The 24,723-nt window shown below is 62.9% G+C and carries 27 protein-coding genes; 21 read left to right on the forward strand and 6 right to left on the reverse strand.

Annotated features, from left to right (window positions below; all coding sequences use genetic code 11):
* Window positions 1-11: 11 nt before the first annotated feature.
* The gene (locus tag DYZ14_RS20490) at window positions 12-1,205 is read left to right on the forward strand and encodes a capsular polysaccharide export protein, LipB/KpsS family (protein WP_195950055.1); all 1,194 of its coding nucleotides are present in this window, start codon (window positions 12-14) and stop codon (window positions 1,203-1,205) included.
* Here DYZ14_RS20490 and DYZ14_RS20495 read toward each other — a convergent pair.
* Window positions 1,163-2,086: a glycosyl transferase gene (locus DYZ14_RS20495; RefSeq protein WP_154722445.1), complete on the reverse strand. Its 924-nt coding sequence runs from the start codon at window positions 2,084-2,086 to the stop codon at window positions 1,163-1,165. The two genes, DYZ14_RS20490 and DYZ14_RS20495, sit on opposite strands and share 43 nt — an antisense overlap.
* Before the next feature lie 158 nt (window positions 2,087-2,244).
* On the opposite strand from DYZ14_RS20495, the gene DYZ14_RS20500 reads away from it, so the two are divergent.
* Together DYZ14_RS20500 and DYZ14_RS20505 are read left to right on the forward strand one after the other, a co-directional pair.
* Window positions 2,245-3,288, forward strand: a complete 1,044-nt coding sequence (locus DYZ14_RS20500; protein WP_195950057.1) for a polysaccharide pyruvyl transferase family protein — start codon at window positions 2,245-2,247, stop codon at window positions 3,286-3,288.
* Complete coding sequence (locus DYZ14_RS20505; protein WP_154722416.1) at window positions 3,285-4,370, forward strand: glycosyltransferase family 29 protein; 1,086 nt, start codon at window positions 3,285-3,287, stop codon at window positions 4,368-4,370. The genes DYZ14_RS20500 and DYZ14_RS20505 overlap by 4 nt, the downstream gene beginning before the upstream one ends.
* A 25-nt stretch (window positions 4,371-4,395) precedes the next feature.
* On the opposite strand, the gene DYZ14_RS20510 is transcribed toward DYZ14_RS20505, so the two are convergent.
* Window positions 4,396-4,863, reverse strand: coding sequence for an Lrp/AsnC family transcriptional regulator (locus DYZ14_RS20510; protein ID WP_154722417.1), 468 nt, complete (start codon window positions 4,861-4,863; stop codon window positions 4,396-4,398).
* Window positions 4,864-5,086: 223 nt separating this feature from the next.
* On the opposite strand from DYZ14_RS20510, the gene trxB reads away from it, so the two are divergent.
* The 4 genes from trxB to DYZ14_RS20530 all read left to right on the forward strand — a co-directional run bounded on the left by trxB (window position 5,087) and on the right by DYZ14_RS20530 (window position 8,820).
* The gene (gene trxB / locus DYZ14_RS20515; protein WP_154722418.1) at window positions 5,087-6,061 is read left to right on the forward strand and encodes a thioredoxin-disulfide reductase; all 975 of its coding nucleotides are present in this window, start codon (window positions 5,087-5,089) and stop codon (window positions 6,059-6,061) included.
* Between the two features lie 20 nt (window positions 6,062-6,081).
* On the forward strand, window positions 6,082-6,978 hold the full coding sequence (locus DYZ14_RS20520) for a LysR family transcriptional regulator VtlR (protein WP_115671670.1): 897 nt from the start codon (window positions 6,082-6,084) through the stop codon (window positions 6,976-6,978).
* A 386-nt stretch (window positions 6,979-7,364) separates the two neighbouring features.
* Complete coding sequence (locus DYZ14_RS20525) at window positions 7,365-7,658, forward strand: ArsR/SmtB family transcription factor (protein ID WP_154722419.1); 294 nt, start codon at window positions 7,365-7,367, stop codon at window positions 7,656-7,658.
* A 61-nt stretch (window positions 7,659-7,719) separates the two neighbouring features.
* Window positions 7,720-8,820 carry an alkene reductase gene (locus tag DYZ14_RS20530; protein WP_154722420.1) on the forward strand — a complete coding sequence of 367 codons (1,101 nt, stop codon included), beginning with the start codon at window positions 7,720-7,722 and terminating at the stop codon, window positions 8,818-8,820.
* Between the two features lie 147 nt (window positions 8,821-8,967).
* On the opposite strand, the gene DYZ14_RS20535 is transcribed toward DYZ14_RS20530, so the two are convergent.
* Window positions 8,968-10,005, reverse strand: a complete 1,038-nt coding sequence (locus DYZ14_RS20535) for an NAD-dependent epimerase/dehydratase family protein (RefSeq protein ID WP_210209311.1) — start codon at window positions 10,003-10,005, stop codon at window positions 8,968-8,970.
* 94 nt (window positions 10,006-10,099) lie between these two features.
* Between DYZ14_RS20535 and DYZ14_RS20540 the strand changes: the two genes are divergently transcribed.
* Window positions 10,100-10,990 (forward strand): LysR family transcriptional regulator, encoded by an 891-nt coding sequence (locus tag DYZ14_RS20540; protein WP_154722447.1) that lies wholly within the window; start codon window positions 10,100-10,102, stop codon window positions 10,988-10,990.
* Window positions 10,991-11,000: 10 nt separating this feature from the next.
* Entirely contained in the window at window positions 11,001-11,477 is a 477-nt protein-coding gene (locus DYZ14_RS20545; protein ID WP_154722421.1) for a bleomycin resistance protein, read from the forward strand.
* Here the strand turns inward: DYZ14_RS20545 and DYZ14_RS20550 are convergent.
* Window positions 11,474-11,740, reverse strand: coding sequence for a DUF2188 domain-containing protein (locus DYZ14_RS20550; protein WP_115671666.1), 267 nt, complete (start codon window positions 11,738-11,740; stop codon window positions 11,474-11,476). The two genes, DYZ14_RS20545 and DYZ14_RS20550, sit on opposite strands and share 4 nt — an antisense overlap.
* A gap of 143 nt (window positions 11,741-11,883) precedes the next feature.
* On the opposite strand from DYZ14_RS20550, the gene DYZ14_RS20555 reads away from it, so the two are divergent.
* Both DYZ14_RS20555 and DYZ14_RS20560 read left to right on the forward strand, forming a co-directional pair.
* Complete coding sequence (locus tag DYZ14_RS20555; protein ID WP_154722422.1) at window positions 11,884-12,969, forward strand: calcium:proton antiporter; 1,086 nt, start codon at window positions 11,884-11,886, stop codon at window positions 12,967-12,969.
* A gap of 156 nt (window positions 12,970-13,125) precedes the next feature.
* Entirely contained in the window at window positions 13,126-14,349 is a 1,224-nt protein-coding gene (locus DYZ14_RS20560) for an OpgC family protein (RefSeq protein ID WP_154722423.1), read from the forward strand.
* A gap of 79 nt (window positions 14,350-14,428) precedes the next feature.
* Here DYZ14_RS20560 and DYZ14_RS20565 read toward each other — a convergent pair whose 3' ends face one another.
* Complete coding sequence (locus DYZ14_RS20565; RefSeq protein ID WP_115671663.1) at window positions 14,429-15,631, reverse strand: pyridoxal phosphate-dependent aminotransferase; 1,203 nt, start codon at window positions 15,629-15,631, stop codon at window positions 14,429-14,431.
* Between the two features lie 217 nt (window positions 15,632-15,848).
* Between DYZ14_RS20565 and DYZ14_RS20570 the strand changes: the two genes are divergently transcribed.
* From DYZ14_RS20570 to DYZ14_RS20600, 7 genes are all read left to right on the forward strand, one after another.
* Entirely contained in the window at window positions 15,849-16,775 is a 927-nt protein-coding gene (locus tag DYZ14_RS20570) for an EAL domain-containing protein (RefSeq protein ID WP_154722424.1), read from the forward strand.
* A 163-nt stretch (window positions 16,776-16,938) separates the two neighbouring features.
* Entirely contained in the window at window positions 16,939-17,331 is a 393-nt protein-coding gene (locus tag DYZ14_RS20575; protein ID WP_154722425.1) for a hypothetical protein, read from the forward strand.
* Window positions 17,321-17,521, forward strand: a complete 201-nt coding sequence (locus DYZ14_RS20580; protein ID WP_154722426.1) for a hypothetical protein — start codon at window positions 17,321-17,323, stop codon at window positions 17,519-17,521. Before DYZ14_RS20575 ends, DYZ14_RS20580 begins: the two co-directional genes overlap by 11 nt.
* A gap of 94 nt (window positions 17,522-17,615) precedes the next feature.
* On the forward strand, window positions 17,616-18,782 hold the full coding sequence (locus DYZ14_RS20585) for a PQQ-dependent sugar dehydrogenase (protein ID WP_154722427.1): 1,167 nt from the start codon (window positions 17,616-17,618) through the stop codon (window positions 18,780-18,782).
* Between the two features lie 185 nt (window positions 18,783-18,967).
* On the forward strand, window positions 18,968-19,861 hold the full coding sequence (locus DYZ14_RS20590) for a DMT family transporter (protein WP_154722428.1): 894 nt from the start codon (window positions 18,968-18,970) through the stop codon (window positions 19,859-19,861).
* Window positions 19,862-20,317: 456 nt separating this feature from the next.
* Window positions 20,318-20,533 (forward strand): cold-shock protein, encoded by a 216-nt coding sequence (locus tag DYZ14_RS20595; RefSeq protein WP_154722429.1) that lies wholly within the window; start codon window positions 20,318-20,320, stop codon window positions 20,531-20,533.
* 152 nt (window positions 20,534-20,685) lie between these two features.
* Complete coding sequence (locus tag DYZ14_RS20600; RefSeq protein WP_154722430.1) at window positions 20,686-21,114, forward strand: BA14K family protein; 429 nt, start codon at window positions 20,686-20,688, stop codon at window positions 21,112-21,114.
* Between the two features lie 76 nt (window positions 21,115-21,190).
* Here DYZ14_RS20600 and DYZ14_RS20605 read toward each other — a convergent pair whose 3' ends face one another.
* Entirely contained in the window at window positions 21,191-21,838 is a 648-nt protein-coding gene (locus tag DYZ14_RS20605) for an MBL fold metallo-hydrolase (protein WP_154722431.1), read from the reverse strand.
* A gap of 249 nt (window positions 21,839-22,087) precedes the next feature.
* Between DYZ14_RS20605 and DYZ14_RS20610 the strand changes: the two genes are divergently transcribed.
* The 3 genes from DYZ14_RS20610 to DYZ14_RS20620 are packed head-to-tail and all read left to right on the forward strand — an operon-like array spanning window position 22,088 to window position 24,719.
* Window positions 22,088-22,603: a MarR family winged helix-turn-helix transcriptional regulator gene (locus DYZ14_RS20610; protein WP_419178308.1), complete on the forward strand. Its 516-nt coding sequence runs from the start codon at window positions 22,088-22,090 to the stop codon at window positions 22,601-22,603.
* Between the two features lies 1 nt (window position 22,604).
* A complete protein-coding gene (locus DYZ14_RS20615; protein WP_115671653.1) occupies window positions 22,605-23,306 on the forward strand; it encodes a response regulator in 702 nt (233 codons plus the stop codon).
* A gap of 33 nt (window positions 23,307-23,339) precedes the next feature.
* On the forward strand, window positions 23,340-24,719 hold the full coding sequence (locus tag DYZ14_RS20620; protein ID WP_154722432.1) for an ATP-binding protein: 1,380 nt from the start codon (window positions 23,340-23,342) through the stop codon (window positions 24,717-24,719).
* Window positions 24,720-24,723 lie beyond the last annotated feature (4 nt).

Raw genomic sequence — 24,723 nt, forward strand, 5'->3', positions numbered from 1 at the left:
CGGACAGGGCCATGGGCGACAGGGATTTCATCGTTTGCCGCACCAGCCACATGCGCGGCTTCGTGTCGAGCTTTCAAGGCCGCGTCGCCGCCCTGCCGTCCGACCTGAGGAGCGCGGCGAAGGCGGTCCTGCGTCGGGATGGCGTTGCGGGTCTGCTGCGAACCGTTTCCGGCGACGGCGACCCGGTGATAGCCGAGCTGGCCGAGCGCAACCTCAAACGCCGGCAGATCCGCTTTCGCGCCGTCTTCTCCAACCCGCTGGTCGTCTTCTTCTATCGCCGGGCAACCCGCATCCAGTGCCGACTGATCGCCGCGGCCTTCGCAGGCTGGCTCGATGAGAACCCGAAGGCAATAATCGTCGTATTCAACGGTTATCTGATGCCGGATTCGATCCTCGCCGCCGTGGCGACACGGCGGAAACGCCAGATGGTATTCCTCGAGAAGGGCTTCTTTCCCGCCACGCTGCAATGCGATCCGCACGGCATCAACCATCAGAGCACCCTGCCGCGCGATGCCGACTACTATCGTGCCTTCGACCCCACCGAACTGGGCGAAAAGCCCGCCGCATTGGTCAAACGCCAGTCGAAATTGAAGGACGACGGCCCGGCCACCCTGCCCGACCGCTATGTCTTCGTTCCCTTTCAGGTGCCGAGCGACATGCAGATCCTGGCACTCTCGCCCTGGATCCGCGACATGCGCCACCTCTATGACGAGATTTTCCGGCTCGCCGAGGCCGAGGGACAGAGCCATTTCGTCATCAAGGAGCATCCGAGCTTCCCGCTGTCGATCCGCGCCGAAGTGAAGACCCATCCGCGCATCCATTTCGCCAACCACCATGATACCCAGGCGCTGATCGAAGGCGCCGATGCGGTGATCACGGTCAATTCCACGGTCGGCCTTGAATCGGTGCTGCTGGAGAAGAAGGTCATCACCCTCGGGCTTGCCCCCTATGACATCGAGGGATTGGTGCTGGAGGCCGGCAATGCCGCTGAACTCTCGGCAGCTTTTCGCGCGCTCGACACCTGGTCGCCGGACGCGGCGCTGCGCGAACGGGTCATCCGCTACATCCAGAACGTCTTCCTGCTACAGGGCGAACTGAAGAATCCCGATCCCCGCCTGCCGGACATGATCGCCGCCCGCCTTGCCGGCACCGATCGGCACGGTCAGGCCGTCGCGGCCTTTGCCGAGGCGAAGCGCGGATCGTAAGGAAAGCCCGCGCCGATCAGCGCGGAGACCGGCGAGAAATTCAGGAGCTCGATATTGTCCTCGGCGCAAACACGACGTGCGAGCGCGAAATGGGCAACGATGCGCCCCGCCGCCCCGGCGATCCCCGACCCTGCTGTATTGCCGGCGGTCTCGTAAAAGCGCGGCTCGCCGGCATTGGTGATGTCGATGCCGAACAGGCCGATGATCCTTGGCCGGCAATAGGCGGCGAACTGAACGGCCGAAACGGCAACCGAGCCGCCCTGGAAGACGCCCCGCGACGGATCGCGCGAGAAACCGGCACCCCGACCATCGACCACGGCAAATTCGAGTGCCCCGAGCTCCGCGTCCGAACGCCGCCGCAGCCGGTAGGGCTTGCGCAGATCGTCGATCAGCACCACGCGCTTGTCGGCGAGCCAGGTCCGGTCGTTCTCGCAAATCGCTCGAACCACGCCGACCGAGAAAAGGCAAAGGGTCCCGGCAGCGATCCTGTCCCGCATCAATGGAAAATGGCGCCAGACGAAGCGCTCGTCCTCGACGGCGATCGCCAGTGGCGCGGCGATCGCTTCGCCCATCAGGCTGATGGCGCCGTTGAGCAGGATGGCCTCCCCTGGTCCAACCTTTGAAAAGTCGACGCCGGAGATCGAGGGGCCCGAGCCGACGATATGGACGACCTCATGGGCGGCCGCGCGCAGCACCTCGACGTGAGAGAGACCGCCAACCGGCTGCCCCTTGTAGATAATGCGCCCCGTGTCCTGCGGACTCTGCGGCTGGTGCAAGACGAGACCCGGCAGCCAGTTCTGCGCATGCGCAAAGCCCTTGCCGAGGAAGATCGTCGCCGCGAGCTTGACGATGGATCGCTTGAGCGGGCGCTCCGATTTCAGTTTCAACACTATTCTCCCGCATCCCGCCCGACCGGAATGTCCCGGCCTTCGCGCCGCCATGGCGCTTGATTGTCCCTCGGCTCTCGGCCTAAATGCCTCACAATTCAAGCATGGCCCGGCAAAACCGGCCGTTTCGGCATACGCGAAAGATCGATCCCTTGCCACTCAAAGCCGTCATATTGAACGATACCCGTGGCGACAATCACTTCGGCTGCATGCGCGTCATGCGCGTCATTGAAGAAAGCCTCAGGTCAAGGGGCATCGATATTGCCGCCACCAGCCTGGTGCGGAACGACTGGACGCGGGACGCCGCCTTTCTTGAGGCGATGAGCCGGGCCGATCTCATTGTCATCAATGGCGAAGGCACGCTTCACCATGGCAGCAGGCAGGGATCGAAACTGCTCGATGTGGCTGACCATCCGGCGCGCGGCAAGACCCCGGTGGCGCTGATCAATGCCGTCTACCAGGACAATCCGTCCACATGGAACGCGCGCCTGTCCCGGATCGACCTGATCTCGACACGCGATTCGTGGAGCGCCGCCGAAGTCGAGAAGGCGATCAGCCGCAAGGCCTGCTTCGTGCCGGACCTGTCACTGGCCGAAGGAGCGGTAACGATGCATTCCACCCGCCCGCGCGACCGCCTGCTGATCGGCGATTCGGTAAATCGCGATATCGGCCGGCAATTGCTGGCCTTTGCCGACCGGCGCAGCGACGCGCGCTATCTGCCGATCCTGACCTCGATCAAGCCACCCAAGCCGCACTATCCGGCACCTTTGCGCGCGCTCCGTCAGGCCTATATCGATCTTCACGCTCGGGCCTTCGGCCTGCGGCATCGTCATGCCGAATTCAATCGTTCGGAAGCAGGATTTCTCGCAAGCCTCGAGACCGGCTATCTGCACCTGACCGGGCGTTTCCACGCTGTGTGTCTTTGCCTGGCAACCGGAACGCCCTTTCTTGCGCTGGAATCGAACTCCTGGAAAATCGCCGCCCTGCTCAACGATTTCGGTCTCGGCAGCGAGCGTATCGTCACCCTCGACGAGGCGAGACGGCGCATCGAGGCGCAGCAGCGCTTCGACTTCACGACGCAGGAACGCGAAATCATCGCGGCCGGCCTCATCGCCGCCCGAGAGGGCGCCCATGACCTCTTCGACCGTCTGCTGGCACTGGCACGGTCCCATCAGGCCGGAGCCGGAACGCGATGAACAATGCCTATGCCCGGATCATCGACATCCTCGCCCGAGCGCTCGGAGCATCCAGCCTGTCGCTTCACGGCGAGGGAATTGCGGCCCGGCAAATCGCCGACCTGCCGATCGCCTCCGCCCCGCCTGTGGCAGCACCGGGGGAGCCCCCCCTTCTCATATCCTTCAACGAACTGGAGAAGACCGACCCGGCCGCTCTCGACGTCCTGATCGCGAGCCGCAAGGCCGGCGCGACGCACCATATCTTCGTCGTCTCGACCATATTCTCGCTGTCGCTCGATGACGCCGGCGTCAACGTCAATCGCACGATTGAACGCCCGGAATGGTGGCGCAATCAGTTGGCCCGGCATTTCCCCGCGGTCACGCAACTGCCGGAAGTCGAGCCGCACGAGGTTATGTTTTTGAGTTGGACACCGGAACCGGCGGTCAGCCGACGGCTGGACAAGGCGTTGAAGCGGATGAAGCTAGCAAGCCGAATCCGCGCCCTGCCCGGCCGGTTGCTGCAGCCATTGAAGGTCAGGCGTGCCCGCTTCATGTCCGAGCGCCTGCTGACGCATCTGCTCGATGGCAAGTCGGTCGCGCTGGTCGGAAACGCGGTCAGCCTGCGCGACAAGGATCATGGTGCCGCAATCGACGCCAATGACATCGTCATCCGCTGCAATCGCGCGCCGATCATCACCACCCGCTCGCATGGAACGCGCACCGACTGGATCGCCACCAGCATCGACATTCCACAAGAGGTCGCACACATTCGCCAGGCCTCGGTCATCCTGTGGATGTCGCCGAAACTGAAGCGCCTGCCATCCTGGCTGTTTCGCTGGCCGCAGGTCTTCATGAACCCGAAGGAGGCCAACCAGCAGCTGGCCGGCCGGCTCGGCAGCCGTCCCTCGACCGGTGCCATGGTGATCGATCTTCTGGCGCGGTCCAACTGCCGCAGCGTCGAGCTCTACGGCTTCGACTTCTTCAACGGACTATCGCTTTCGGGCGTCCATACCCGCGAGACGACCCCGCACGACTTCGGCTCGGAAGAAGTCTGGGTCCGGCAACTGCTCGAAATGGACAGCCGTTTTTCGTTGCGGCTTTGACGATACGCCGAACCGCCGGCACGCGTCAGATCTCCACCAGCCCGGCCTTCTTCACCTGGCGGATCGTCAGCATGGTGCGCACGGTATGCACATGTTCATTCGCCGTCAGCACCTCGATGACGAAATCCTGGAACTTTGTCAGGTTTTCCGCCACGCAATGCAGCAGGAAATCGCTGTCGCCCGAGACCATCCACGCCTGGCGCACCATTGGCCAGCTGTCGGTGGCGGCGGCAAAGGCTTTCAGATTGCTCTCCGACTGGTGCTTGAGACCGATCATGCAGAAGGCGACCAGGTCGTATCCGAGCTTCGGCGCGTTGAGCATGGCGTGATAACCCTCGATGATGCCCGCCTCTTCGAGCTTGCGCACCCTTCTCAGGCACGGCGGCGCGGAAATGCCGACGCGCTCGGACAGTTCGACATTGGTCATGCGACCGTCGCTCTGCAATTCACGCAGGATTTTCAGATCAATAGCGTCCAGCTCGGCTCTCAACACGGATCGACCTTTCGTGGAATGGAGATCGATATCTAGCTGAATCGCGCCAATAGGCAAGAATCTGTCCGAGCCGAGCACAAAAATTGCCGCGCCCTCCAATGCCTTGTTGGTATTGCAAAGCTGACCTTGAATAAATGCATAGACCGATCATAAATGAACCTTCAAGGAAGCGGCACGCGAGCTTATATCGCCTTTCCCCTCGCCCGCTTTGAAAGGACTTGCCATGACTGCCCGCCACACCAAGGTGCTGATCATCGGTTCCGGCCCGGCCGGATACACCGCCGCGATCTATGCCGCTCGCGCCATGCTGAAACCGGTTCTGATCGCCGGGATGGAACAGGGTGGCCAGCTGATGATCACCACCGATGTCGAGAATTATCCAGGCTTCGCCGACCCGATCCAGGGCCCCTGGCTGATGGAGCAGATGCTCAACCAGGCGACCCATGTCGGGGCCGAAATCGTCAACGACCTGGTGACGGAAGTCGACCTGTCGCGCCGGCCCTTCACCGCCCGCACCGATTCGGGCACGGTATGGACCGCCGACACGCTGATCATTGCCACCGGCGCCAAGGCCAAGTGGCTCGGCATCGAGAGCGAACAGCATTTCCAGGGCTTCGGCGTCTCGGCTTGCGCCACCTGCGACGGCTTCTTCTATCGCAACAAGGACGTCATCGTCGTCGGCGGCGGCAATTCGGCGGTGGAGGAAGCACTTTACCTGTCGCATATCTGCAAATCGGTCACGGTCGTGCATCGCCGCGACTCGTTCCGTTCGGAGAAGATCCTGCAGGAGCGCCTGTTCGCCAAGGACAATATCCGCGTGATGTGGAACACCGAGGTCGCCGAAATCACCGGTACGCCGGCCAAGCCGCCCATGCCGCCATCGGTCTCGGGCGTCAGGCTGCGCGACACCCAGAACGGCGCGATCACCGACATGCCGATCGACGGTGTGTTCGTCGCCATCGGCCATGCACCGGCGGTAGAACTGTTCAAGGGCAAGCTCAAGCTGAAAGCCAACGGCTATCTGTGGACCGCGCCCGATTCGACCGCGACGGATGTCGAGGGCGTCTTTGCGGCCGGCGACGTGACCGACGACATCTATCGCCAGGCAATCACCGCCGCCGGCATGGGCTGCATGGCGGCGCTCGAGGCCGAACGCTTCCTGTCTGCCGCACCGGTCCGCGCCGAAGCCGCGGAATAAGCATCATGAGAGGGGGCGGCATGCCGTTGGATTGGGACAAGCTGCGTATTTTCCACGCAGCAGCGGAAGCGGGGTCGTTCACCCACGCAGCCGACAAACTGCATTTGTCCCAGTCGGCGATCAGCCGCCAGGTCAGCGCGCTCGAGCAGGACATCGGCGTCAAGCTGTTTCACCGGCATGCGCGCGGCCTGATCCTCACCGAACAGGGCGAACTGCTCTATCGCACCGCCCATGACGTGCTGCTGAAGCTCGAAACGGTCAAGATGCAACTGACCGAGACGACGGAAAAGCCGAGCGGCAAACTCCGCGTGACGACGACCGTCGGCCTTGGCCAGGGATGGCTCACCGACAAGATCCAGGAGTTTCTCCAGCTCTATCCGGAAATGTCGATCCAGTTGATCCTCGACAACGAGGAACTGGACGTCAACATGCGCCATGCCGACTGCGCCATCCGCCTTCGCCAGCCGCAGCAGTCCGACCTCATCCAGCGCAAGCTGTTCACCGTGCACATGCACGTCTATGCGGCCCCCTCCTATATCAACCGCTACGGCGAACCCCAATCGATCGAGGATCTCGACAACCACCGGATCATCACCTTCGGGGAGCCCGCGCCGGGCTATCTGCTCGACGTCAACTGGCTGGAAGTGGCCGGCCGCACCTCGGACAATCCCCGCCAGCCGCATCTGCAGATCAACAGCCTGACCTCGATCAAGCGCGCCGCGCTGCTGGGGATCGGCATCGCCATGCTCCCCGACTACATCGTCGGTCGCGACCCCGGTCTGCTGCAGTTGGTCACCAGCGCGGATGTGCCGTCGTTCGACACCTATTTCTGCTATCCCGACGAGATGAAGAACGCCGCCAAGCTCAAGGCCTTCCGCGATTTCATCGTGGCCAAGGCCCGCAACTGGAACTTCTGAACGCGCTCGGCAGACCAAAAGGTTAAGGCCTGCGGCAAATGCATGCCTGACATGCATAAAAAAGCATTGTTCACTGCACAAAAAACCACCATATCGCACTCAGCTGATGCACATGGTGGCTTTTTCCTCCCAGTTCCACCGCAGCAGCTGTTCCCCTCTGGAGGTTTTTGACCTTCACACTTCAAAGGGCCCTGGAGCGATCCGGTGGCCCTCTTTTTTTGTCATGAAACGAAGTGCCTGCCGCCGCTTCTGTGGCCGGGCGAAATTTCACGGGAAAACTTGTACCAATATTGGACACTTTTTCATGATCTTTCGCTCACGCGTCCGTTGACGCATCGATTTCCTACCATATGTGCAATGGCATACGCGCACACGGATCACTGCTGATGAACTTGGACGAAACACTCAAAGCGCTTGCACACCCTGCAAGAATTGAAATGCTGAAGTGGCTTAAGGAGCCTGAACGCCATTTTGCCGCCCAGCCCCAGCCTCTGACACTCGGCGTCAGCGCCGGCCAGTTCGAGCGCTGCGGCTTGTCGCAGTCGACTGTCTCGGCACATCTCGCCACGCTGCAGCGGGCCGGCCTGATCTCATCCACCCGGGTCGGCCAGTGGGTTCTTTACCGCCGTAACGAAGATGTCATCGGCGCGTTCTTCGATGCCTTGAATGAGGCTCTGTAACGCCCCAGATGCTTAAGGCCGGCGATCTCCTCCCAATCCGCCGGCCAATCTGGAGATATTCATGACCAGTCTTTTTGATCCGATTAAAATCGGACACCTCACCCTTGCCAACCGCATTGCCATGGCGCCATTGACGCGCAACCGTTCGCCAGGCGCCGTTCCCAACGATCTCAACGTCACCTATTACGAACAGCGCGCCTCGGCCGGCCTGTTGATTTCCGAAGGCACGCCGATCAGCCATCAGGGCCAGGGCTATGCCCAGGTGCCCGGCCTCTATCTTCCGGAATCGATCGATGGCTGGAAGCGCGTCACCTCCGCGGTTCACGCCGCCGGCGGCCATATCGCAGCCCAGCTCTGGCATGTCGGCCGGGTATCGCACACCTCGTTGCAGCCCGAGGGCGGCCAGCCGGTCGCCCCCTCCGCCATCCGCGCGAAGTCCAAGACCTACATCATCAACGAGGACGGCACCGGCGGCTTCGCCGACACCTCCGAGCCCCGGGCCCTCGGCCTCGACGAGATCCCCGGCATCCTTGACGATTACCGCCGCGCAGCCCGCGCCGCGATCGATGCCGGTTTCGACGCCGTCGAGATCCACGCCGCCAACGGCTACCTGATCGACCAGTTCCTGCGCTCGAGTTCCAACGCCCGGACCGACGCCTATGGCGGATCGATCGAGAACCGCGCCCGCTTCGCGATCGAGGTGGTAGAGACCATCGCCAACGAAATCGGCGCCGAGCGCACCGGCATCCGTATCTCCCCGGTCACGCCGGCCAACGACGTGTCCGATCCGGATCCTCAGTCCCTCTTCAACCATCTCGTCGAAAGGCTTGCGGCCTTCGATCTTGCCTTCATCCACGTGATCGAGGGCGCGACAGGCGGCGCGCGCGACAATCTGCCCCTCGATTGGGCGGGCCTGAAGGCCGCCTATCATGCCAAGGGCGGCAAGGCTGCCTGGATGGTCAACAACAGCTATACGCGGGACATGGCGATCGAGGCGGTGGCTTCCGGCCGCGCAGACATGGTGTCCTTCGGCAGGCCGTTCATCGCCAATCCCGACCTGGTGGAGCGGTTCCGACAGAATGCACCCCTGAACGAGCCGGATCGCGCCACCTTCTACGGCGGCGGCGCCGAGGGCTACACGAACTATCCCAAGCTGGCCTGACATCACCGCCCGCACATATTGAGACATGCGGGAGCCCTGCTGACGACGTCAGCAGGGCTCCCGCCTTTGGCGGCCGCAATCCCGACGGGCCCGAAGCGGATTGACGGAGCGCGTACGGCCGCGTGCCGGAGCATTGACGCAGAGCCTTTAGGCCCGCGGTGCAGACAGAAGCACAAGGTGCTTGCGATCCTGCCGCTCACCGCACGGCGTCTCGAGGCATCCCAGCCCATCGAGCGTGAGGCGAACGGCCTCGTCGATCGGGGTGTGCGGTTCGGCGCCGAGGAAGGACACCAGTCGGGCATTGCTCATCCTCAGCGGCTCGCGCCACAGATAGCGCATCTCCCACAGCTCGCGGAACAGCGGCACGAAGGGCGAAGCGAGACGCGCCAACCGCCACGGAAACGCCTTGAGCTTCAGGTTTGGCTCGCCGACCGCCCGCCGGATCGCCTCCGCCATCTGCCGGCCATCCTGGTCATAGAACCCATCCATATGGAAGCGGGCGAAAGGCGGCAGGCGGTCCGACTGTTCGATCAGTTGCACCATGGTCTCGGCTACATCCGGCAGATAGGCCCATTGGTGCCCCACGCCGCTTGCTCCTGGATTGACGATGGCGCCGACTGGCCTGCCGGGCTTGACCAGTCCTTGCGCGAACCAGTTATTGCCGGCACCCGGACCGAAGAAATCTCCCGCCCTGACGATCAGCACAGGAACGCCGTCTGAGGCGGCGGCTTCCAGGCGCCGCTCCAGCTCGACGCGGATCTTGCCTTTCGGCGTCACAGGGTTCTGCGCGCTGTCCTCGACCAGCACCGGGAAGGCATCCGGGCCAAAATTATACAGAGTGCCCGGCATGACGATCCTGGCACCCGACGCCTTGGCCGCGGCGATGGTGTTGTCGATCATCGGCAGGACCAGTTCGCCCCAGTTGCGATAGCCGGGCGGGTTGACCCCGTGGACGATCAGCTGGACGCCCTGCGCCGCCGTGATCACGTCGGAACGGTTCATGGCATCGCCCTGCGCCCAGCTGTATTGCGGCACCTTGGCCTGCATCTCGTCCGCGCGTCGATGCAATGCGCGCACCTCATATCCGCGCTGGTTCAGCTTGGCCGCCATCGCGCCACCGATTCCGCCACTGGCGCCGAGAACCAGTGCGATGGGCCGCATCGCCGTGTCGTCCTTGCGTATCATGAAAATGTCTCCTTGGTTTTCGATGTGGAGATCATCGTCCAGTCGTGAGATATACGAAATTGCCGAATTTTCTTTTCCTGCTATACATATTTCTATGAATACCGAGCCGAACTGGGACTACTACCGCACATTTCTCGCCGTCCTTCGCGAGGGTTCGCTCTCGGCTGCGGCCCGCAGTCTCGGCCTCACGCAACCGACCGTCGGCCGGCATGTCGATGCGCTGGAGCAGGCGAGCGGCGAGCCGCTCTTCCTGCGCACGCCCAAGGGCCTCCTGCCGACGGAGATCGCCCTGCAGATGCGGCCACATGCCGAGGTGATGGCGGCCACCGCCGCCGCCCTCGATCGCGCCGCCTCAGTCAGTGCCAACGGCGTCTCCGGCACGGTGCGCATCAGCGCCAGTGAAGTGATCGGCATCGAGGTCTTGCCGCCCATTCTGGCAAAGCTGCAGGAGGCGCATCCCGGGCTGACGATCGAGCTCTCTCTGTCCGATGTGGTGGAGGACTTGCTGAACCAGGCGGCTGATATTGCCATCCGCATGATCGAGCCGGCGCAGGATGCGTTGATCTCGCAGCGCATTGGCCGCATCCCGCTCGGCTTCTACGCCCACCGCAACTATCTCGAAAGGCATGGGATTCCCAAGACCCTCGGGGATCTCGCCAACCATCGCCTAGTCGGCTTCGATCGCCAACTCGCCTATGTGCGCGCGATTCTAGAAACCAGGCCCGATCTCGCGGATGTCCGTTTTGCCTTCCGCAGTGACAACAACCTTGCCCAGTTCGCCGCCATACGTGCCGGCGGCGGCATTGGCATCTGCCAGGACGGACTGGCCAGACGCCATCCGGACCTCGTCGCGGTTCTGCCCGGAGCGCTGGCCCTTTTCCTCGATACCTATGTCGTGATGCACGAAAACATGAAAACCGCGCCGCGCTGCCGCGTCGCCTTCGATGCACTGGTGGCCGGACTTCGCGACTACATATCGCGATGAGGAGCAATTGATGACCGAACTCACACGCGCGGAGCGCGACGCCTCTCAAGGAACCGGCAGCGGCCCGACCGGCGGCTTTGCGCCGCTGGTACCGGAACTCGACGTCACCAGCATCAAGGCGAGCCTCGCCTTCTGGTGCGGCGGCCTCGGCTTTCGCGTTGCCTACGAGCGGCGGCAGGCGAAATTCGCCTATCTCGAACGCCAGGGTGCGCAGGTCATGCTGTGTGAAATCAACGGTAACTGGCAGACTGCACCGCTTGAACGCCCGTTCGGGCGCGGCATCAACTTGCAGATCGCGACCGACGATCTTGAATCAATACTTGAAGCTCTTCGCAAACTGGATTGGCCGCTCTTCGAGGGGCCGAGCGAAAGCTGGTATCGCATTGGCGAGACCGAGGAGGCCGGATCGCGGGAATTCCTCGTTCAGGACCCTGACGGCTATCTGGTCCGCTTCGCCCAGTCGATCGGTACCCGAAGCGTCCGCTAGGCCGGACGCTCGCCGGACTGGTAGCGGTCGACGATCTCGACCTCCGGCCGGTCGCCTCCATCGCTATACTCGTAGTGCCACTTGCCCTTCTCGTCCTGATAGCTGATCTTGACGGGCTCGTCGCCGACCTGCTGCTCCTGCATGACGATACGTGCTGCCTCCAGGGCCTCGTCATGGCTGGCAAAGCTTTCGGAGAAAACATCGCCGAGCTTGTAGGCCCATCCCCCGTCATGGGGAACGATCTCGTAGGCAACCTTGGTCATTATGTCCTCCTTTCTTGTTCTTTGAACCAGTATCGCATCAAGCGCACCAATCCGCAAACCCGAAGCGGGGCGGAACAGTTCCAACCACTCGCACGTTCCGGGATTTCTTTCGGGCGAAATCATCAGGGGGCTCCGGGCGGACCATGCTCAGACAGGAAAAAATCCTTCTCTTTCCAATCCTTATGGCCGTTATCGGATTCAGTTTGGAGCACGAGATCCTTGCCATGGGCACGGCCGTCTCACTCGCCGCCGCCGCTGTCCTGATTGCCGCCATCGTCGCGGCATCGTTGCGCGTCGCCCATCATGCGGAGGTGCTCGCGGTCAAGGTGGGCGATCCTTACGGCACCATGATCCTGACGCTGTCGGCGGTGGCGGTCGAAGTGCTGATCCTCGCCATCATGATGAACAACGAGGGTTCGCCGACGCTGGTGCGCGATACGATCTATTCGGCCGTGATGCTCGACATCAACGGCATCCTCGGCCTCGCCGCCCTGATCGGCGGCCTGAAGCACGGCGAGCAGCCCTACAACGACGACAGCGGCAAGACCTATGGCGTGATGATCCTGACCGCCATGGGCATCTCGATGATCGTCCCGGAATTCGTGCCGCGCGACAAATGGCAGTTCTATTCGTTCTTCACCATCTTCGCCATGGTGGCGCTTTATGGCCTGTTCCTGCGCATGCAGGTCGGCACGCACAGCTACTTCTTCAGCTACAGCTATCCGCGCGGCAAGAACCGCGACGCGGAAGAACATGATCCGGCCGACGCTGACGAACCGACCGCCCGTTCGATCGCCATCATCCTGTTCGGCGTCGTTTTGATCGGCGTGCTCGCTGAACTGATGTCGGCCTTCATGAATACCGGCCTTAAGGAAATCGGCGCGCCGATCGCGCTGACCGCCATCCTCGTCGCCGGCATTTCCGCCGGACCGGAAATCCTGACGGCCCTCAGGGCAGCGCTCGCCGACCGCATGCAGGCAACCGTCAACATCGCCATGGGCGCCTCGCTATCGACCGTCATTCTGACCGTGCCGGTGATGGAGGCGATGGCGCTTTATACCGGCCAGCCGTTCATCATGGCGATGACGCCGGTCCAGACGGTGATGGTTGCCATCACGCTGATCGCCGCGGCGATCAACCTCAACGACGGCGAGACCAATGCGATCGAGGGCATGACCCATTTCATCCTCTTCGCCACCTTCATCATGCTGTCCTTCCTCGGCCTCTGACGACTTCGCCTGTCTCGCAAGGGCGGAACTTTTCCAGCCCTTGCCCCTTTTCCCGGACATGGTCCCCGGCGTGATGAAGGGCTCGCCCCATTGTCACCAAGATGGCGGACCAGAAACTTCCCGCGGGTCGCGGGGGGCAAACTCGGGAGCCGAACCTTGAAGAGACTCGACGTTATCGACGGCATGCGCGGCTATTTTCTGGTCTTCATGCTGATCAACCACCTGGTCTTCACGGGCGGCCTCTGGCTCGTCCAGATCAACCACCGCAACCTCGCCTTCGTCGAGGACGCCCAGGGCTTCGTCTTCCTGTCCGGCCTGCTCACCGGCATGGTCTATGCCCGCAAGATGATGAAGGACGGCTATACCGCCGCCCGAGACCGGATCTGGTCGCGCGTCTTCGAACTCTATCGTTACGCCATGGGCATCGTGCTGGTCATTCTCGCCCTGCAGTTCCTCCTGCCGGGTGCGGCGGAGATCTGGACCAACTGGCTCGGCGCAACACGCATCGACGATCCCCTGCGCCTGGCAGCCATTGCGACATTTCTGTTCCAACCGACCTTCATGGACATCCTGCCGCAATACATCATCTACATGTTCTTCGCCCCCGCCATCATCTGGCTGTGCATGCAGGGCCGTTGGAAGACGGTGGCGATCATCTCCGTCCTCGCCTGGATGGCAGCACAACTCGGGCTGCAGCGCGCCTTGACCTATCCGCTCAGCGACTGGCTGGCCGGTGGTCCTGAATCGGATGAGGAAGGCATTCGCGCGTCGTTCAACCTGCTCGGCTGGCAGATCGTCTTCTTCGCCGGCCTGATCGCCGGAACGCTGACCTCGATGAAGAAGGTCGAGTGGACCCGCGTCTTCGATCCGCGCAAGGATTTCATCGCCAAGGCGGCGCTGGCCATCTCCGTCTTCTTCCTGCCGCTGCGCATCTTGACCGCGCACGGGATGATGCCGGGCATCGTGCTGGAAAAATTCGGCCTGATGGAAGTGCGTGCCGACTTCGGCCCGGTTTACCTGCTGAACTTCGCCGCGGTCGCATACGGCCTCGCCTGGCTGCTGATCGCCGGCCCGCGCCATGAGAATGCGACGATCCGCAAGATCGCCGCAGGCCTCACCAGCCTGTTCTCGCTCAGCTTCCTGCAACTGCTCGGCCGACATTCGTTGCAGATCTATGTCTGGCACGTGCTGATCGTCTACGGCGTCTTCTACATCGACGGTCGCTTTGGCGCCTTCTCCGACGCGACCAAGACCGTCATCACCTTCGGCTCCCTGGCGCTGCTCAGCCTGCCCGCCCTGTGGCGCGAGCGCAACCGGACGACCGCTGCTGCGGCCCCTGTGCCGGCCAAGCCGCTGCCCACCATGAAGCCGGCGACCTGACCACCGCTACGAAAACGACCAACGAGAAAGGGCGGGACCGCGAGGTCCCGCCCTTTCTAATTTCATCGGCTCGTCCTGGTTACTTGCAGGCGGCGCAGAAGCGCTGGATGCGCTTGCAGGCTTCTTCCAGCTGCTCTTCCGACGTCGCATAGGAAATGCGGAAGTTCGGGCCGAGGCCGAAGGCCGAACCGTGGACGACGGCCACGCCTTCCGATTCCAGCAGTTCGCTGACGAAGTCCTCATCCGTTTCCATGACCTTGCCCGACGGCGCGGTCTTGCCCATCAGCCCGGCGCAGGACGGGTAGACATAGAAGGCGCCTTCCGGCGTCGGGCATTTGATGCCGGTCGCCTGGTTCAGCATCGAAACCACCAGATCGCGGCGACCTTCGAAGATCTTCTTGTTGGCCGGGATGAAGTCCTGCGGACCGTTGAGCGCCTCGACGGCGGCCCACTGGGCGATCGAGCAGGCGCCGGACGTCTGCTGGCCCTGGATCATGTCCATGGCCTTGATCAGTTCGATCGGGCCGGCTGCGTAGCCGATGCGCCAGCCGGTCATGGCATAGGCCTTCGACACGCCGTTCATCGTCAGCGTGCGATCATAGAGCTTCGGCTCGACCTCGACCGGGGTGACGAACTTGAAATCGCCATAGGTCAGGTGCTCGTACATGTCGTCGGTGAGGATCCAGACATGCGGATGCTTGACCAGCACATCGGTCAGCGCCTTGAGCTCGTCATGGCTGTAGGCCGCACCCGACGGGTTGGACGGCGAGTTGAAGATGAACCACTTGGTCTTCGGCGTGATGACGCTTTCGAGTTCGGCGGCCGTCAGCTTGAAATTGTTCTCCTGCTTGGTCGAGACGAACACCGGCGTGCCGCCACACAGCGCCACCATTTCGGGGTAGGATACCCAGTACGGCGCCGGAACGATGACTTCATCACCCGGGTTCAGGGTCGCCATGAAGGCGTTGAAAAGAATCTGCTTTCCGCCGGTGCCGACGATCGTCTGCTCGGGCTTGTAGTCGAGGCCGTTCTCGCGCTTGAACTTCTCCGCGATCGCCTTGCGCAGTTCCGGAATGCCGGAAACCGGCGTGTACTTGGTTTCGCCGCGGTTGATCGCGTCGATCGCCGCCTTCTTGATATTGTCGGGCGTATCGAAGTCCGGCTCGCCGGCGCCGAGGCCGATCACGTCGCGGCCCTTGGCCTTCAGCTCGCGGGCTTTCTGCGAGACTGCGATGGTTGCGGAGGGCTTTACACGGGAAAGGGCGTCGGCGATGAATGCCATGGTGTTTGTCCTGAAGCTGTTGATCGGGGAACCTCGATCGGCCAAGGCTCCAGGTTCAAGTTCTATGGCGAAATCGCTGCGGCGTTTCAAGCGGAAAGCGTTTTTCCGCCGGCAATCGACAAAGTTTTCATTTTTAAGTCTTTCTTAATCCGCAGGTAAGTCTTCGGCGATAGACTTGCGTGCAGGATCGATCCGAAACAATCATGGCGCGAAGCCGATGACCTCGAACAGCATCTATGCCCAGCTAGTCAAGTCCGGAGACGCATGGTCGACGGCCTATGGTCCCTTCGTGCTGCGCTCCGCGCTCCAGCCGATCTTCAAGAGGGTGGCGGACGACCTCTTCGATATCCATTCGTTCCAGGGCCTGGTGCGAGCCGAGCGCAACGGCGAGGCCTATCCACCCTCGCAGTTCTTCCCGCTGGTCGATCCGCAGGACCTCCCTTCCGTCGACAGCCTCTTGCGCAGCATCCATATTCTCAATGCCGGGCTTTTGCGGCGCGAGCGCTCGAACGTCCTGGTCAGCTTCCAGCCGCTGCTTTTCACCGGGGCCGTGGAACTGCGCCACGAACTCGACCGGATGCGCCTCATAGCCCATGAGGCCGCGCTGTCGCCCGACCGCATCGTCTGCGACATCTCCGCCAGCGCCGGCAACGGCAAGATGAGCGCCCGCGCCGTCGATCAGATTCGCCAGGCGGGGCTGCGCGTCTCCATGTCGAATTACGAGGCCAGCGAACACGACATCCAGGACGTCCTGGCGCTTCGCCCCGACTTCGTTCGCTTCGATGGCGACTGGGTGCGCGACTATCTGCACAACTCGGCGGGCTTCGCCCTGCTGCGGGTCATCGTTAGGCAGTTGCAGGAAGAAGGGATAGAGCCGATCTTCGAGCGGCTCGAGGAGAGCTGGCAGGTGGATCTCTGCCTCGAGCTCGGCGTGACGCTGTTGCAGGGCTATGCCCTCGCCCGGCCGGAACTCGCGCCCACCGCATTCAACCAGGAATTTCCCGAAATACTGCTGCCACCGGCCCTACCGGCCTCCGTCGCGCCGGCACCGGTGCATGATCGGGAGCGCACCAGCTTGGCCTTGGCGCCGTCGCGCAGTGAAGTCCTTCAACGTCCGACCCCCGTATTCGGCAAGCGGCGCTAGCGGGCGCCTGTCGAAACGGCATGGTGCCCACGGTAGGGGCAGCCTCGGGGCCTGCCTTGATATTGCCACAATAAATGCCGGGTGAAGCCGCATTTCCGTCCCCGTGAAGCCCATAAACAGGTCTTTTCTCCTCGAATTGACGATTGATTGCGAGGGAAGACCCATGTTTCTGGACGACGATATTGCCAAAGCGCGTCCCTGGTTCGATCGGATCATCCAAGGTGGCCGCCTTGCGCTTTTTGCCATGCTGGCCGCCACGGTCCTGCTGATCGGCATCGCTGCCGATGCACAGGCGGAAACCACCGCCGCACCGGCGGCGCAGACGCTTGCCACCATTGACCCGATGACGACCGCCTCCACGCCAGTCGTCGCGCCCCTGCTGACCACCAGCGCCCTCCGGTTTCCGCTGCTGCAGACCGAAACGCTCGCCGACCGCTATATCCTGCTCGGCCTGATGATGCTCTGCTTCGCCGCCATGACCGCCGGCAGCCTGGCGCTGTGGCGCAGCAGCCTGAAGGAATTGCTGCGCGTCCAGGCCAAGCGCCATGACGCCTGAGCGCCCCTCGCTCTGGCGCCGCCTCGGCCCGGCCGAGCGCGCTTTCGCCCTTGTGATCGTGGCTGCGGCCATCGGCGGCTTCCTCCTGATCGCCGATGGCCTGTACCTGAAGGCGAAGGCAGACCAGGTCCCTTCCCTCCAGACGCACCAGGGGCAGGTCTCGACGAACGGCGCGCCCCGGACCGATTAGCAACGGCACGTTCCCCTTCTCACGTTCTTGTCAGCAGCACTTGCCAAAGCGCCGGCACTCTCCAGATAGGTCGATGATGACAGGAGGACCCGACATGCCGAAGTGCCAAGCAGCAGCAAACCCCGTGCGCGCGATTCCGTCCACCGCCCTCCTCGGCCTCGCCTTGGCAGTGGCGGCGGTGCCAGCCCTCGCCGCTGATCGCATTGCCACGCAGAAGGTCGAGATCGAGGTCACCGAGATCGTCGGCGGCCTCCAGCATCCGTGGTCGGTGGAAGCCCTGCCCGACGGCGCCTATCTCGTCACCGAGCGGCCCGGTCGTCTGCGCGTGGTGCGCGACGGCACGGCATCGGCCCCGGTCGAGGGATTGCCCAAGCTGTTCGTCGGCGGCCAGGGTGGCCTGCTCGACATTGCCTTGTCGCCCGATTTCGCCACAAGCCGAAAACTCTATTTCACCGCATCCGTGCCGGGAGAGGGTGGACAGGGCACCGCACTCTTTGCTGCCAGGCTGTCAAACGACGAGACCAAACTGGAAGCGGTCGAACGATTGTTCGCCATGAACCGCTTCACCGGCACCGGCCAGCACTTCGGCTCACGCATCGCCATCGGCGCGGACGGCACCCTGTTCTTCGGCATCGGCGACCGCGGCGAGATGGACCGGGCCCAGGACCCGCAGGACCATGCCGGTTCGATCCTGCACCTCAATCCGGACGGCACGCCAGCCGCCGGCAATCCTTTCGCCGGCGGCAGCAAGGGCCAGCCGGAGATCTTCTCGACCGGACACCGCAATCCGCAGGGCATCGTCATCGATCCGGCTGATGGTACCCTCTTTACCGTCGAGCACGGCGCGCGCGGCGGTGATGAGATCAACATGCCCAAGGCCGGGAGCAATTACGGTTGGCCGATGATCTCCTATGGCAAGCACTATTCCGGCGCCGACATCGGCATCGGCAGCTCCGCCGAGGGTTATGAACAGCCCGTCCATTACTGGGACCCGTCGATCGCGCCGGGCGCCATCGATGTCTATCGCGGCGCCATGTTCCCGGAATGGGATGGCGACTTCCTCGTCGCCGCCCTCAAGTATGAACTTCTGGCGCGTATCGAGCGTGACGAGAGCGGCGCGATCACGGGAGAGGAGCGACTGCTGGAGGGCGCCTACGGCCGCCTGCGCGACGTGAAGGTCGCTCCGGACGGCGCGATCCTTCTGGTGACCGACGAGGTGGATGGCCAACTCCTGCGCATCAGCCGCGCCGCGGCGCCGTGATTTTCATCCGACCAGCCGCTCAAACGGCGGCGAACGGCTCGACCACCCGCGGATCCGCAATGCCGAACCAAAGCGTCACGGGATAAACCCGGCGCGTCGATCGACCTTGTCGAGACCGGACGCAGCTGATACCCGTCTTTCTCCCTCGCCTCACCTTCTCCCGTTCCGCTGCAATCCGGTATCCGATGTCTCGCATTCAAGCCAATCTCCTCTTGCTGCTCGCGGCGGCCATCTGGGGCGGCGGCTTCGTCGCCCAGTCGGAAGCGATGGAATGGCTGGGGCCGAACTGGTTCAATGCGCTGCGTTTCGCGCTGGCCACTTTGGCCGTTCTGCCTTTCGCCCTCACCGAGAACAAGCGCGCCACCCGCCCGCTGAGCCGCCGGGAACTGGGATGGTTCCTGCTGGTCGGCCTCTCCCTGCTGGCCGCGCAGACCCTGCAGCAGATCGGCATCCAGTCGACCAGCGTGACCAATGCCAGCTTCCTGACCGGCCTCTACGTCGTTCTCGTTCCGGTGATCGCGGTCGCCTTTCTTCGCCGCCGCCCGCACTGGATCATCTGGCCGGCGGCGCTGCTGACCGTGATCGGCATCCTCCTGCTGAACGGCGGATCGCTGTCTTCCCTGGGTGACGGCGATGTCCTCGTCATTCTCTGCGCGGTGTTCCTGGCGGCGCAGATCACGCTGACCCCGATCGCGGTCGGCATCAGCCAAAGGCCCCTGGCGCTCGCCACGGTACAATTCGCCGTCTGCGCCGCCGGTGCCGGCCTTGCCGCTGCGGCTCTCGAGCCGATCAGCATGGACGCCGTCGCCTCGGCCCTGCCGGAGATCCTCTATGGCGGCCTGCTCTCCTCCGGCGTCGCCTTCGTCCTGCAGATCATCGGGCAGCGCTACACGACCGCGCCGCAAGCTGCGATCTTCCTGTCCTCGGAGGCCCTGTTCGGCGCCTTGTTCGGGGCGGTCCTGCTGGCCGAAACCCTTCCCGCGATCGGCTATCTCGGTTGCGGCCTGATCTTCTCGGCCATGCTGCTCGTCGAAGTCGTGCCGGAACTGACCCGGCGGCGCGTGTCTGCCGCACCCTGACGCTTATTTCACCGATAGCGAAAATGCGCCAAACTTTTCCATTTTGGGGAAGGTTTTGACGCAAAAATTGCATTTGAACCGGTGCCAGATATACTTGTGGGGCGAAACATTCCCCCTACGGCACGAATGGCCGCTTCACCTCAATCGCGAGGCTCCCCGGGAGCAAGGTGTTGGAAAACTTTCGCTTGCCAATTTTTAATAAACCAAGCAATCTTCGCGCGTTCGGGCAATTTTGCGAGCACGGGAAGACCTAATAATACATGCGCGCCGGATACGCGAAGAGTTCCGGGCAGGTTAGCTTCTATAATTGCGAGTATACTCGCTTTTACGGTGGCGACCTGCGGTAACAGGGGCCCCTTTCCTCAACCATCGAGAAATGCCTGTCGAGCACCCGTATACGGGTAACATTGCAATGCTGCCCCGCCGACACAGGGCAGAGAGAAAAGGACCTGACGCATGGCCGAGACTGGCATCGTAAAATTCTTCAATACCGACAAGGGCTTTGGCTTCATCAAGCCTGACAATGGCGGCGCAGACATCTTCGTGCATATTTCCGCCGTCCAGGCCTCCGGACTACAGGGGCTTTCTGAAAACCAGAAGGTTAGCTACGACACGGAACCGGATCGTCGCGGCAAGGGCCCGAAGGCCGTCAACCTGCAGATCGACGGCTGATACTCCGGAATTCGCTTCGACATTCGCATTGCGGCCCGGCAGGTTTGCCGGGTTTTTTCGTTCAGGCTGCGTTCAGCCTGTGGCCCATATCCTGCCGTCATTGATCGTTAAACAACGATCGACCCCATTGCAGGCCACAGGAAGGCAAAGCCATGAAGAAGATCGCGAAATTCTCCCTGCTGGCGGCGGTGATCGCCGTCGCACCGCTCGCAGCATCGTCGCAGGCCATGGCAGGCGACCGTTATCGACGCCACCACGATCAGGACATGCTCGCCGCCGGTGCGATCGGCCTGGCCGCTGGCCTGGTCACCGGCTCGGTCATCGCCAGCCAGCCGCGCACCGTCTATGTCGAACCTGAACCGATCTATGTCGAGCCGGCCCCGCGCCGCATCTATGTCGAGCCGGAACCCGTCTATGTCGACGATTACCCGCCGGCACCGCAGCCGGTCTACCGCGCAGCCGTGGAGCCCTGGTCGCCGGAATGGTACGACTATTGCGCAGCCCGCTATCGCAGCTTCAACGCCCGCTCCGGCACCTATGTCGGCTATGACGGCCGCTCGCACTTCTGCACCGCCGGCTGATACGGCCCGCTTGCCGAACGGATGGAAATGCGCCGCATCGCCGGCGCATTTTTCGTTTGGGTATCAGTCCAGAACTTCAGATTCCGCGCAGGAACGGATTGGTCCGGCGCTCCTCGCCGATCCGGCCGCCCGGCCCGTGGCCGCAGATGAAGCCGACATCGTCGCCGAGCGGCAGAACCTTGTCGCGAATCGAGTCGAGCAGCGTCTGGTGGTCGCCTCCCGGAAGATCCGTGCGGCCGATCGAGCCGGAAAACAAGACGTCACCGAGATGAGCGAAGTTCTGCGCCCGATTATAGAAGATGACGTGTCCCGGCGCATGTCCCGGGCAGTGGAACACTTCGAACTCGTGCTCGCCGAACGAAACCTTGTCGCCCTCTTCCAGCCACCGATCGGGCACGGTGTTGCGCACCTTCATCGGCACGTTGAACATGACCGCCTGCTGCTCGAGTTTCTGCAGCAAGGGCAGATCATCCTTGTGCGGGCCGACGATCTGGATGCCCAGCGCCTCCTTCAGTTCCTGCGCCCCGCCGGCATGGTCGATATGGCCATGGGTCAGCCATATCTCCTTGAGCGTGATGCCATTTTCCTTCAGCGTTTGCAGGATCACATCGACGTCGCCGCCCGGATCGACGATCACGCCTTCATGCGAATCGTTGTCGAACAGAATCGTGCAGTTCTGCTGGAAAGGGGTGACCGGAATGATCCCGGCCTGCATCTGTCCCATGGGTCGGTTCCTTGTTTTCGCGCCGGTTGCGCTTAACACGTCCCCGTCGAAACGCCAATGCGAGCCACCAGGTCGAGAAGCTGGGCGATCCCGGTAATTTCGTTGGAGTTTTTCCGCGTCTGCGCTTAGTTTTGCGGCAAAACACGCGCCGGCTGACGGCCATGCGCGCGTATCGAGAATGAGCGTCTCCTGATCACCGCAGCGTCATGCCGCAGCGACAGGGAGACCGCCAGCACAAGGGAATTCAACGTGGCTCGACAGTCTGCGGGCAAGGCTGCCAGGAAGGAACTGCCGGGAATGCCGGTCGTCGATGACAAGACCATCGATTTCGAAACGATCGAGCTTTTGTTCTTCGCCTATCGAGACTTCGTTTCCGATCCCGACGCGATCCTCGCCAAGATCGGCTACGGCCGCGCCCACCACCGCGTCGTCTACTTCGTCAGCCGCCGGCCGGGCATGACGGTCGCCGATCTCCTCGCCATCCTGCAGATCACCAAGCAGAGCCTCGCGCGCGTGCTGAAGGAACTGATCGATTCCGGCTATATCCGCCAGATGGCCGGCCCCGCCGACCGCCGCCAACGCCGGCTCTATCCAACCCTGGCCGGCCGCGAACTGGCACTGGCACTGTCCGAGCCGCAGTCGCGGCGGATCGCCGGCGCCATGGAGGGCTTTACGCCGGAAATGCGCGACGGGGTGCGCACCTTCCTTGAAAGAATGAGCCGCTCGGACGGCACGACGCCAACGGATATGGCCGGAGTGGACTGACATGGCGCGCAAGATCCTTATTGCCGATGATGCCCCTCACCTCCTCGTCGTCGACGACGACACCCGCATCCGTGACCTTTTGCAGCGCTATCTCACCGAACAGGGCTTTCGCGTCACCGTCGCCGCCGATGCGAGCGAAGCCCGCCGCAAGCTGGAAGGACTGCATTTCGACCTGCTCGTGCTCGACGTGATGATGCCGGGCGAATCCGGCCTGTCGCTCACCCGCAGCATCGCGGCCGACAAGCAGATCCCCGTGATCCTGCTGACGGCGCGTTCGGAAGCGGAATCGCGCATTGCCGGCCTGGAGGCCGGCGCCGACGACTATCTCGCCAAACCGTTCGACCCACGCGAACTGGTGTTGCGCATCAACAATATCCTCAAGCGCAGTCCCAATGCCGACCAGCCGAAGATCGAGCAGGTCATGTTCGGGCCGTACAGTTTCTCCATCCTGCGCAAGGAACTGAAGCGCGGGCCGGAAGTGATCAAGCTCACCGATCGCGAGCAGGACATCATGCTTCTGTTCGCCTCCCGCGCCGGCGACACCATTCCCCGCCAGGAACTGATCGGGAATGACACCGACGTGGGCGAGCGGACGATCGACGTGCAGATCAACCGCCTGCGCCGCAAGATCGAGGACGATCCGGCCAATCCGGTCTGGCTGCAGACCGTGCGCGGCATCGGCTACCGGCTGAGCATGGACTAGCGCCACAGGCGCACCAACGGAAAAGTAGGCGAGATGACGCTGTTCGACAGCATCCGCAGGGACAATGATCGCAACCCCGGCGGGCTCAAGGGCCTGTCGCGCTGGCTCAGGCACCAGTTGCCGACCGGGCTTTTCGCGCGCTCGCTGCTGATCATCATCCTGCCCATGCTGATCCTGCAGACGGTTCTGGCCGCCGTCTTCATGGAGCGCCACTGGCAGATGGTGACGGAGCGCATGTCGAGCGCCGTCACCCGCGACATCGCCGCCATCATCGCCCTGATCGAGGCCTATCCGGCCGAGGCGGATTTCAAGAACGTCGTGCGCATCGCCCGCGACAAGCTGAACATGACGGTGTCGATGGAAGCGGGCGGGCAACTGCCGGCAACCCGGCCGAAGCCGTTCTTTTCGATCCTCGACCAGATCCTCTCCGACCAGATCGAAAACCAGATCGCCCGGCCCTTCTGGATCGATACGGTCGGCGATTCCCGCCTGGTCGAGATCCGCATCGCGCTCGAACAGGGCGTGCTTCGCATCTTCGCCCGCCGCAACTCGGCCTATGCCTCCAACACCCATATCTTCCTCCTGTGGATGGTCGGCACGTCGCTGGTGCTGATCGTCATCTCGACGCTCTTCCTGCGCGGCCAGATCCGGCCCATCCTGTCGCTCGCCAAGGCGGCGGAGAGCTTCGGCAAGGGCCAAAGGCCACCGGAGAATTTCAGCCCCCGAGGCGCCGACGAGGTGCGTCGCGCCGGTCTCGCCTTCATCCTGATGCGCGAGCGCATCGAACGGCAGATGGAACAGCGCACCGCAATGCTGACCGGCGTCAGCCACGACCTGCGCACCATCCTCACCCGCTTCAAGCTGCAATTGGCGCTCGCCGGCGACAATCCCGACCTCCAGGGCCTCAACCAGGACGTCGAGGACATGCAGACCATGCTCGAGGGCTACATGGCCTTTGCCCGCGGCGAGGCTGAGGAAGACGTCGGCAAGCTGCGGCTCGGAGAGCTGTTCGACAAGCTCAAGGCGGATTTCGAACTGCATGGCAAGACGCTCTCCTACCGCATCGAAGGCGACGAGGAGGTCGCGGTGCGGCCGACAGCCTTTACCCGGCTGGTCACCAACCTTGCCTCCAACAGCCGCCGCTATGCCAACCGCGTCGAGATCGAGGCGAAGCATAGCGCGAAATGGCTGACGATCGTGATCGACGACGACGGTCCCGGCATTCCGGCCGATTATCGCGACGACGTGTTCAAGCCGTTCTTCCGGCTGGACGAGGCGCGCAATCTCGATGCCTCCGGCACCGGGCTGGGCCTGGCGATCGCCCGCGACATCGCCCGCAGCCATGGCGGCAACGTGACGCTGAGCGACAGCCCGCTCGGCGGCTTGCGCGCGACGATCCGTGTCCCGGCCTGACAGA

It is taken from the genome of Ciceribacter sp. T2.26MG-112.2, from assembly GCF_900492205.1.
Lineage (GTDB): Bacteria > Pseudomonadota > Alphaproteobacteria > Rhizobiales > Rhizobiaceae > Allorhizobium > Allorhizobium naphthalenivorans_A.

Bases quoted from the DNA above. Each gene is read 5' to 3' on its own strand.
- DYZ14_RS20520 (WP_115671670.1), top strand. From the start codon at position 6,082: ATGCCGTTGGATTGGGACAAGCTGCGTATTTTCCACGCAGCAGCGGAA.
- DYZ14_RS20545 (WP_154722421.1), top strand. From the start codon at position 11,001: ATGACCGAACTCACACGCGCGGAGCGCGACGCCTCTCAAGGAACCGGC.
- DYZ14_RS20575 (WP_154722425.1), top strand. From the start codon at position 16,939: ATGTTTCTGGACGACGATATTGCCAAAGCGCGTCCCTGGTTCGATCGG.
- DYZ14_RS20600 (WP_154722430.1), top strand. From the start codon at position 20,686: ATGAAGAAGATCGCGAAATTCTCCCTGCTGGCGGCGGTGATCGCCGTC.
- DYZ14_RS20535 (WP_210209311.1), bottom strand. From the start codon at position 10,005: ATGATACGCAAGGACGACACGGCGATGCGGCCCATCGCACTGGTTCTC.
- DYZ14_RS20490 (WP_195950055.1), top strand. From the start codon at position 12: ATGGGCGACAGGGATTTCATCGTTTGCCGCACCAGCCACATGCGCGGC.
- DYZ14_RS20620 (WP_154722432.1), top strand. From the start codon at position 23,340: ATGACGCTGTTCGACAGCATCCGCAGGGACAATGATCGCAACCCCGGC.
- DYZ14_RS20505 (WP_154722416.1), top strand. From the start codon at position 3,285: ATGAACAATGCCTATGCCCGGATCATCGACATCCTCGCCCGAGCGCTC.
- DYZ14_RS20565 (WP_115671663.1), bottom strand. From the start codon at position 15,631: ATGGCATTCATCGCCGACGCCCTTTCCCGTGTAAAGCCCTCCGCAACC.
- DYZ14_RS20615 (WP_115671653.1), top strand. From the start codon at position 22,605: ATGGCGCGCAAGATCCTTATTGCCGATGATGCCCCTCACCTCCTCGTC.
- DYZ14_RS20530 (WP_154722420.1), top strand. From the start codon at position 7,720: ATGACCAGTCTTTTTGATCCGATTAAAATCGGACACCTCACCCTTGCC.
- DYZ14_RS20550 (WP_115671666.1), bottom strand. From the start codon at position 11,740: ATGACCAAGGTTGCCTACGAGATCGTTCCCCATGACGGGGGATGGGCC.
- DYZ14_RS20590 (WP_154722428.1), top strand. From the start codon at position 18,968: ATGTCTCGCATTCAAGCCAATCTCCTCTTGCTGCTCGCGGCGGCCATC.
- DYZ14_RS20555 (WP_154722422.1), top strand. From the start codon at position 11,884: ATGCTCAGACAGGAAAAAATCCTTCTCTTTCCAATCCTTATGGCCGTT.
- DYZ14_RS20595 (WP_154722429.1), top strand. From the start codon at position 20,318: ATGGCCGAGACTGGCATCGTAAAATTCTTCAATACCGACAAGGGCTTT.
- trxB (WP_154722418.1), top strand. From the start codon at position 5,087: ATGACTGCCCGCCACACCAAGGTGCTGATCATCGGTTCCGGCCCGGCC.
- DYZ14_RS20540 (WP_154722447.1), top strand. From the start codon at position 10,100: ATGAATACCGAGCCGAACTGGGACTACTACCGCACATTTCTCGCCGTC.
- DYZ14_RS20525 (WP_154722419.1), top strand. From the start codon at position 7,365: ATGAACTTGGACGAAACACTCAAAGCGCTTGCACACCCTGCAAGAATT.
- DYZ14_RS20605 (WP_154722431.1), bottom strand. From the start codon at position 21,838: ATGGGACAGATGCAGGCCGGGATCATTCCGGTCACCCCTTTCCAGCAG.
- DYZ14_RS20585 (WP_154722427.1), top strand. From the start codon at position 17,616: ATGCCGAAGTGCCAAGCAGCAGCAAACCCCGTGCGCGCGATTCCGTCC.
- DYZ14_RS20570 (WP_154722424.1), top strand. From the start codon at position 15,849: ATGACCTCGAACAGCATCTATGCCCAGCTAGTCAAGTCCGGAGACGCA.
- DYZ14_RS20580 (WP_154722426.1), top strand. From the start codon at position 17,321: ATGACGCCTGAGCGCCCCTCGCTCTGGCGCCGCCTCGGCCCGGCCGAG.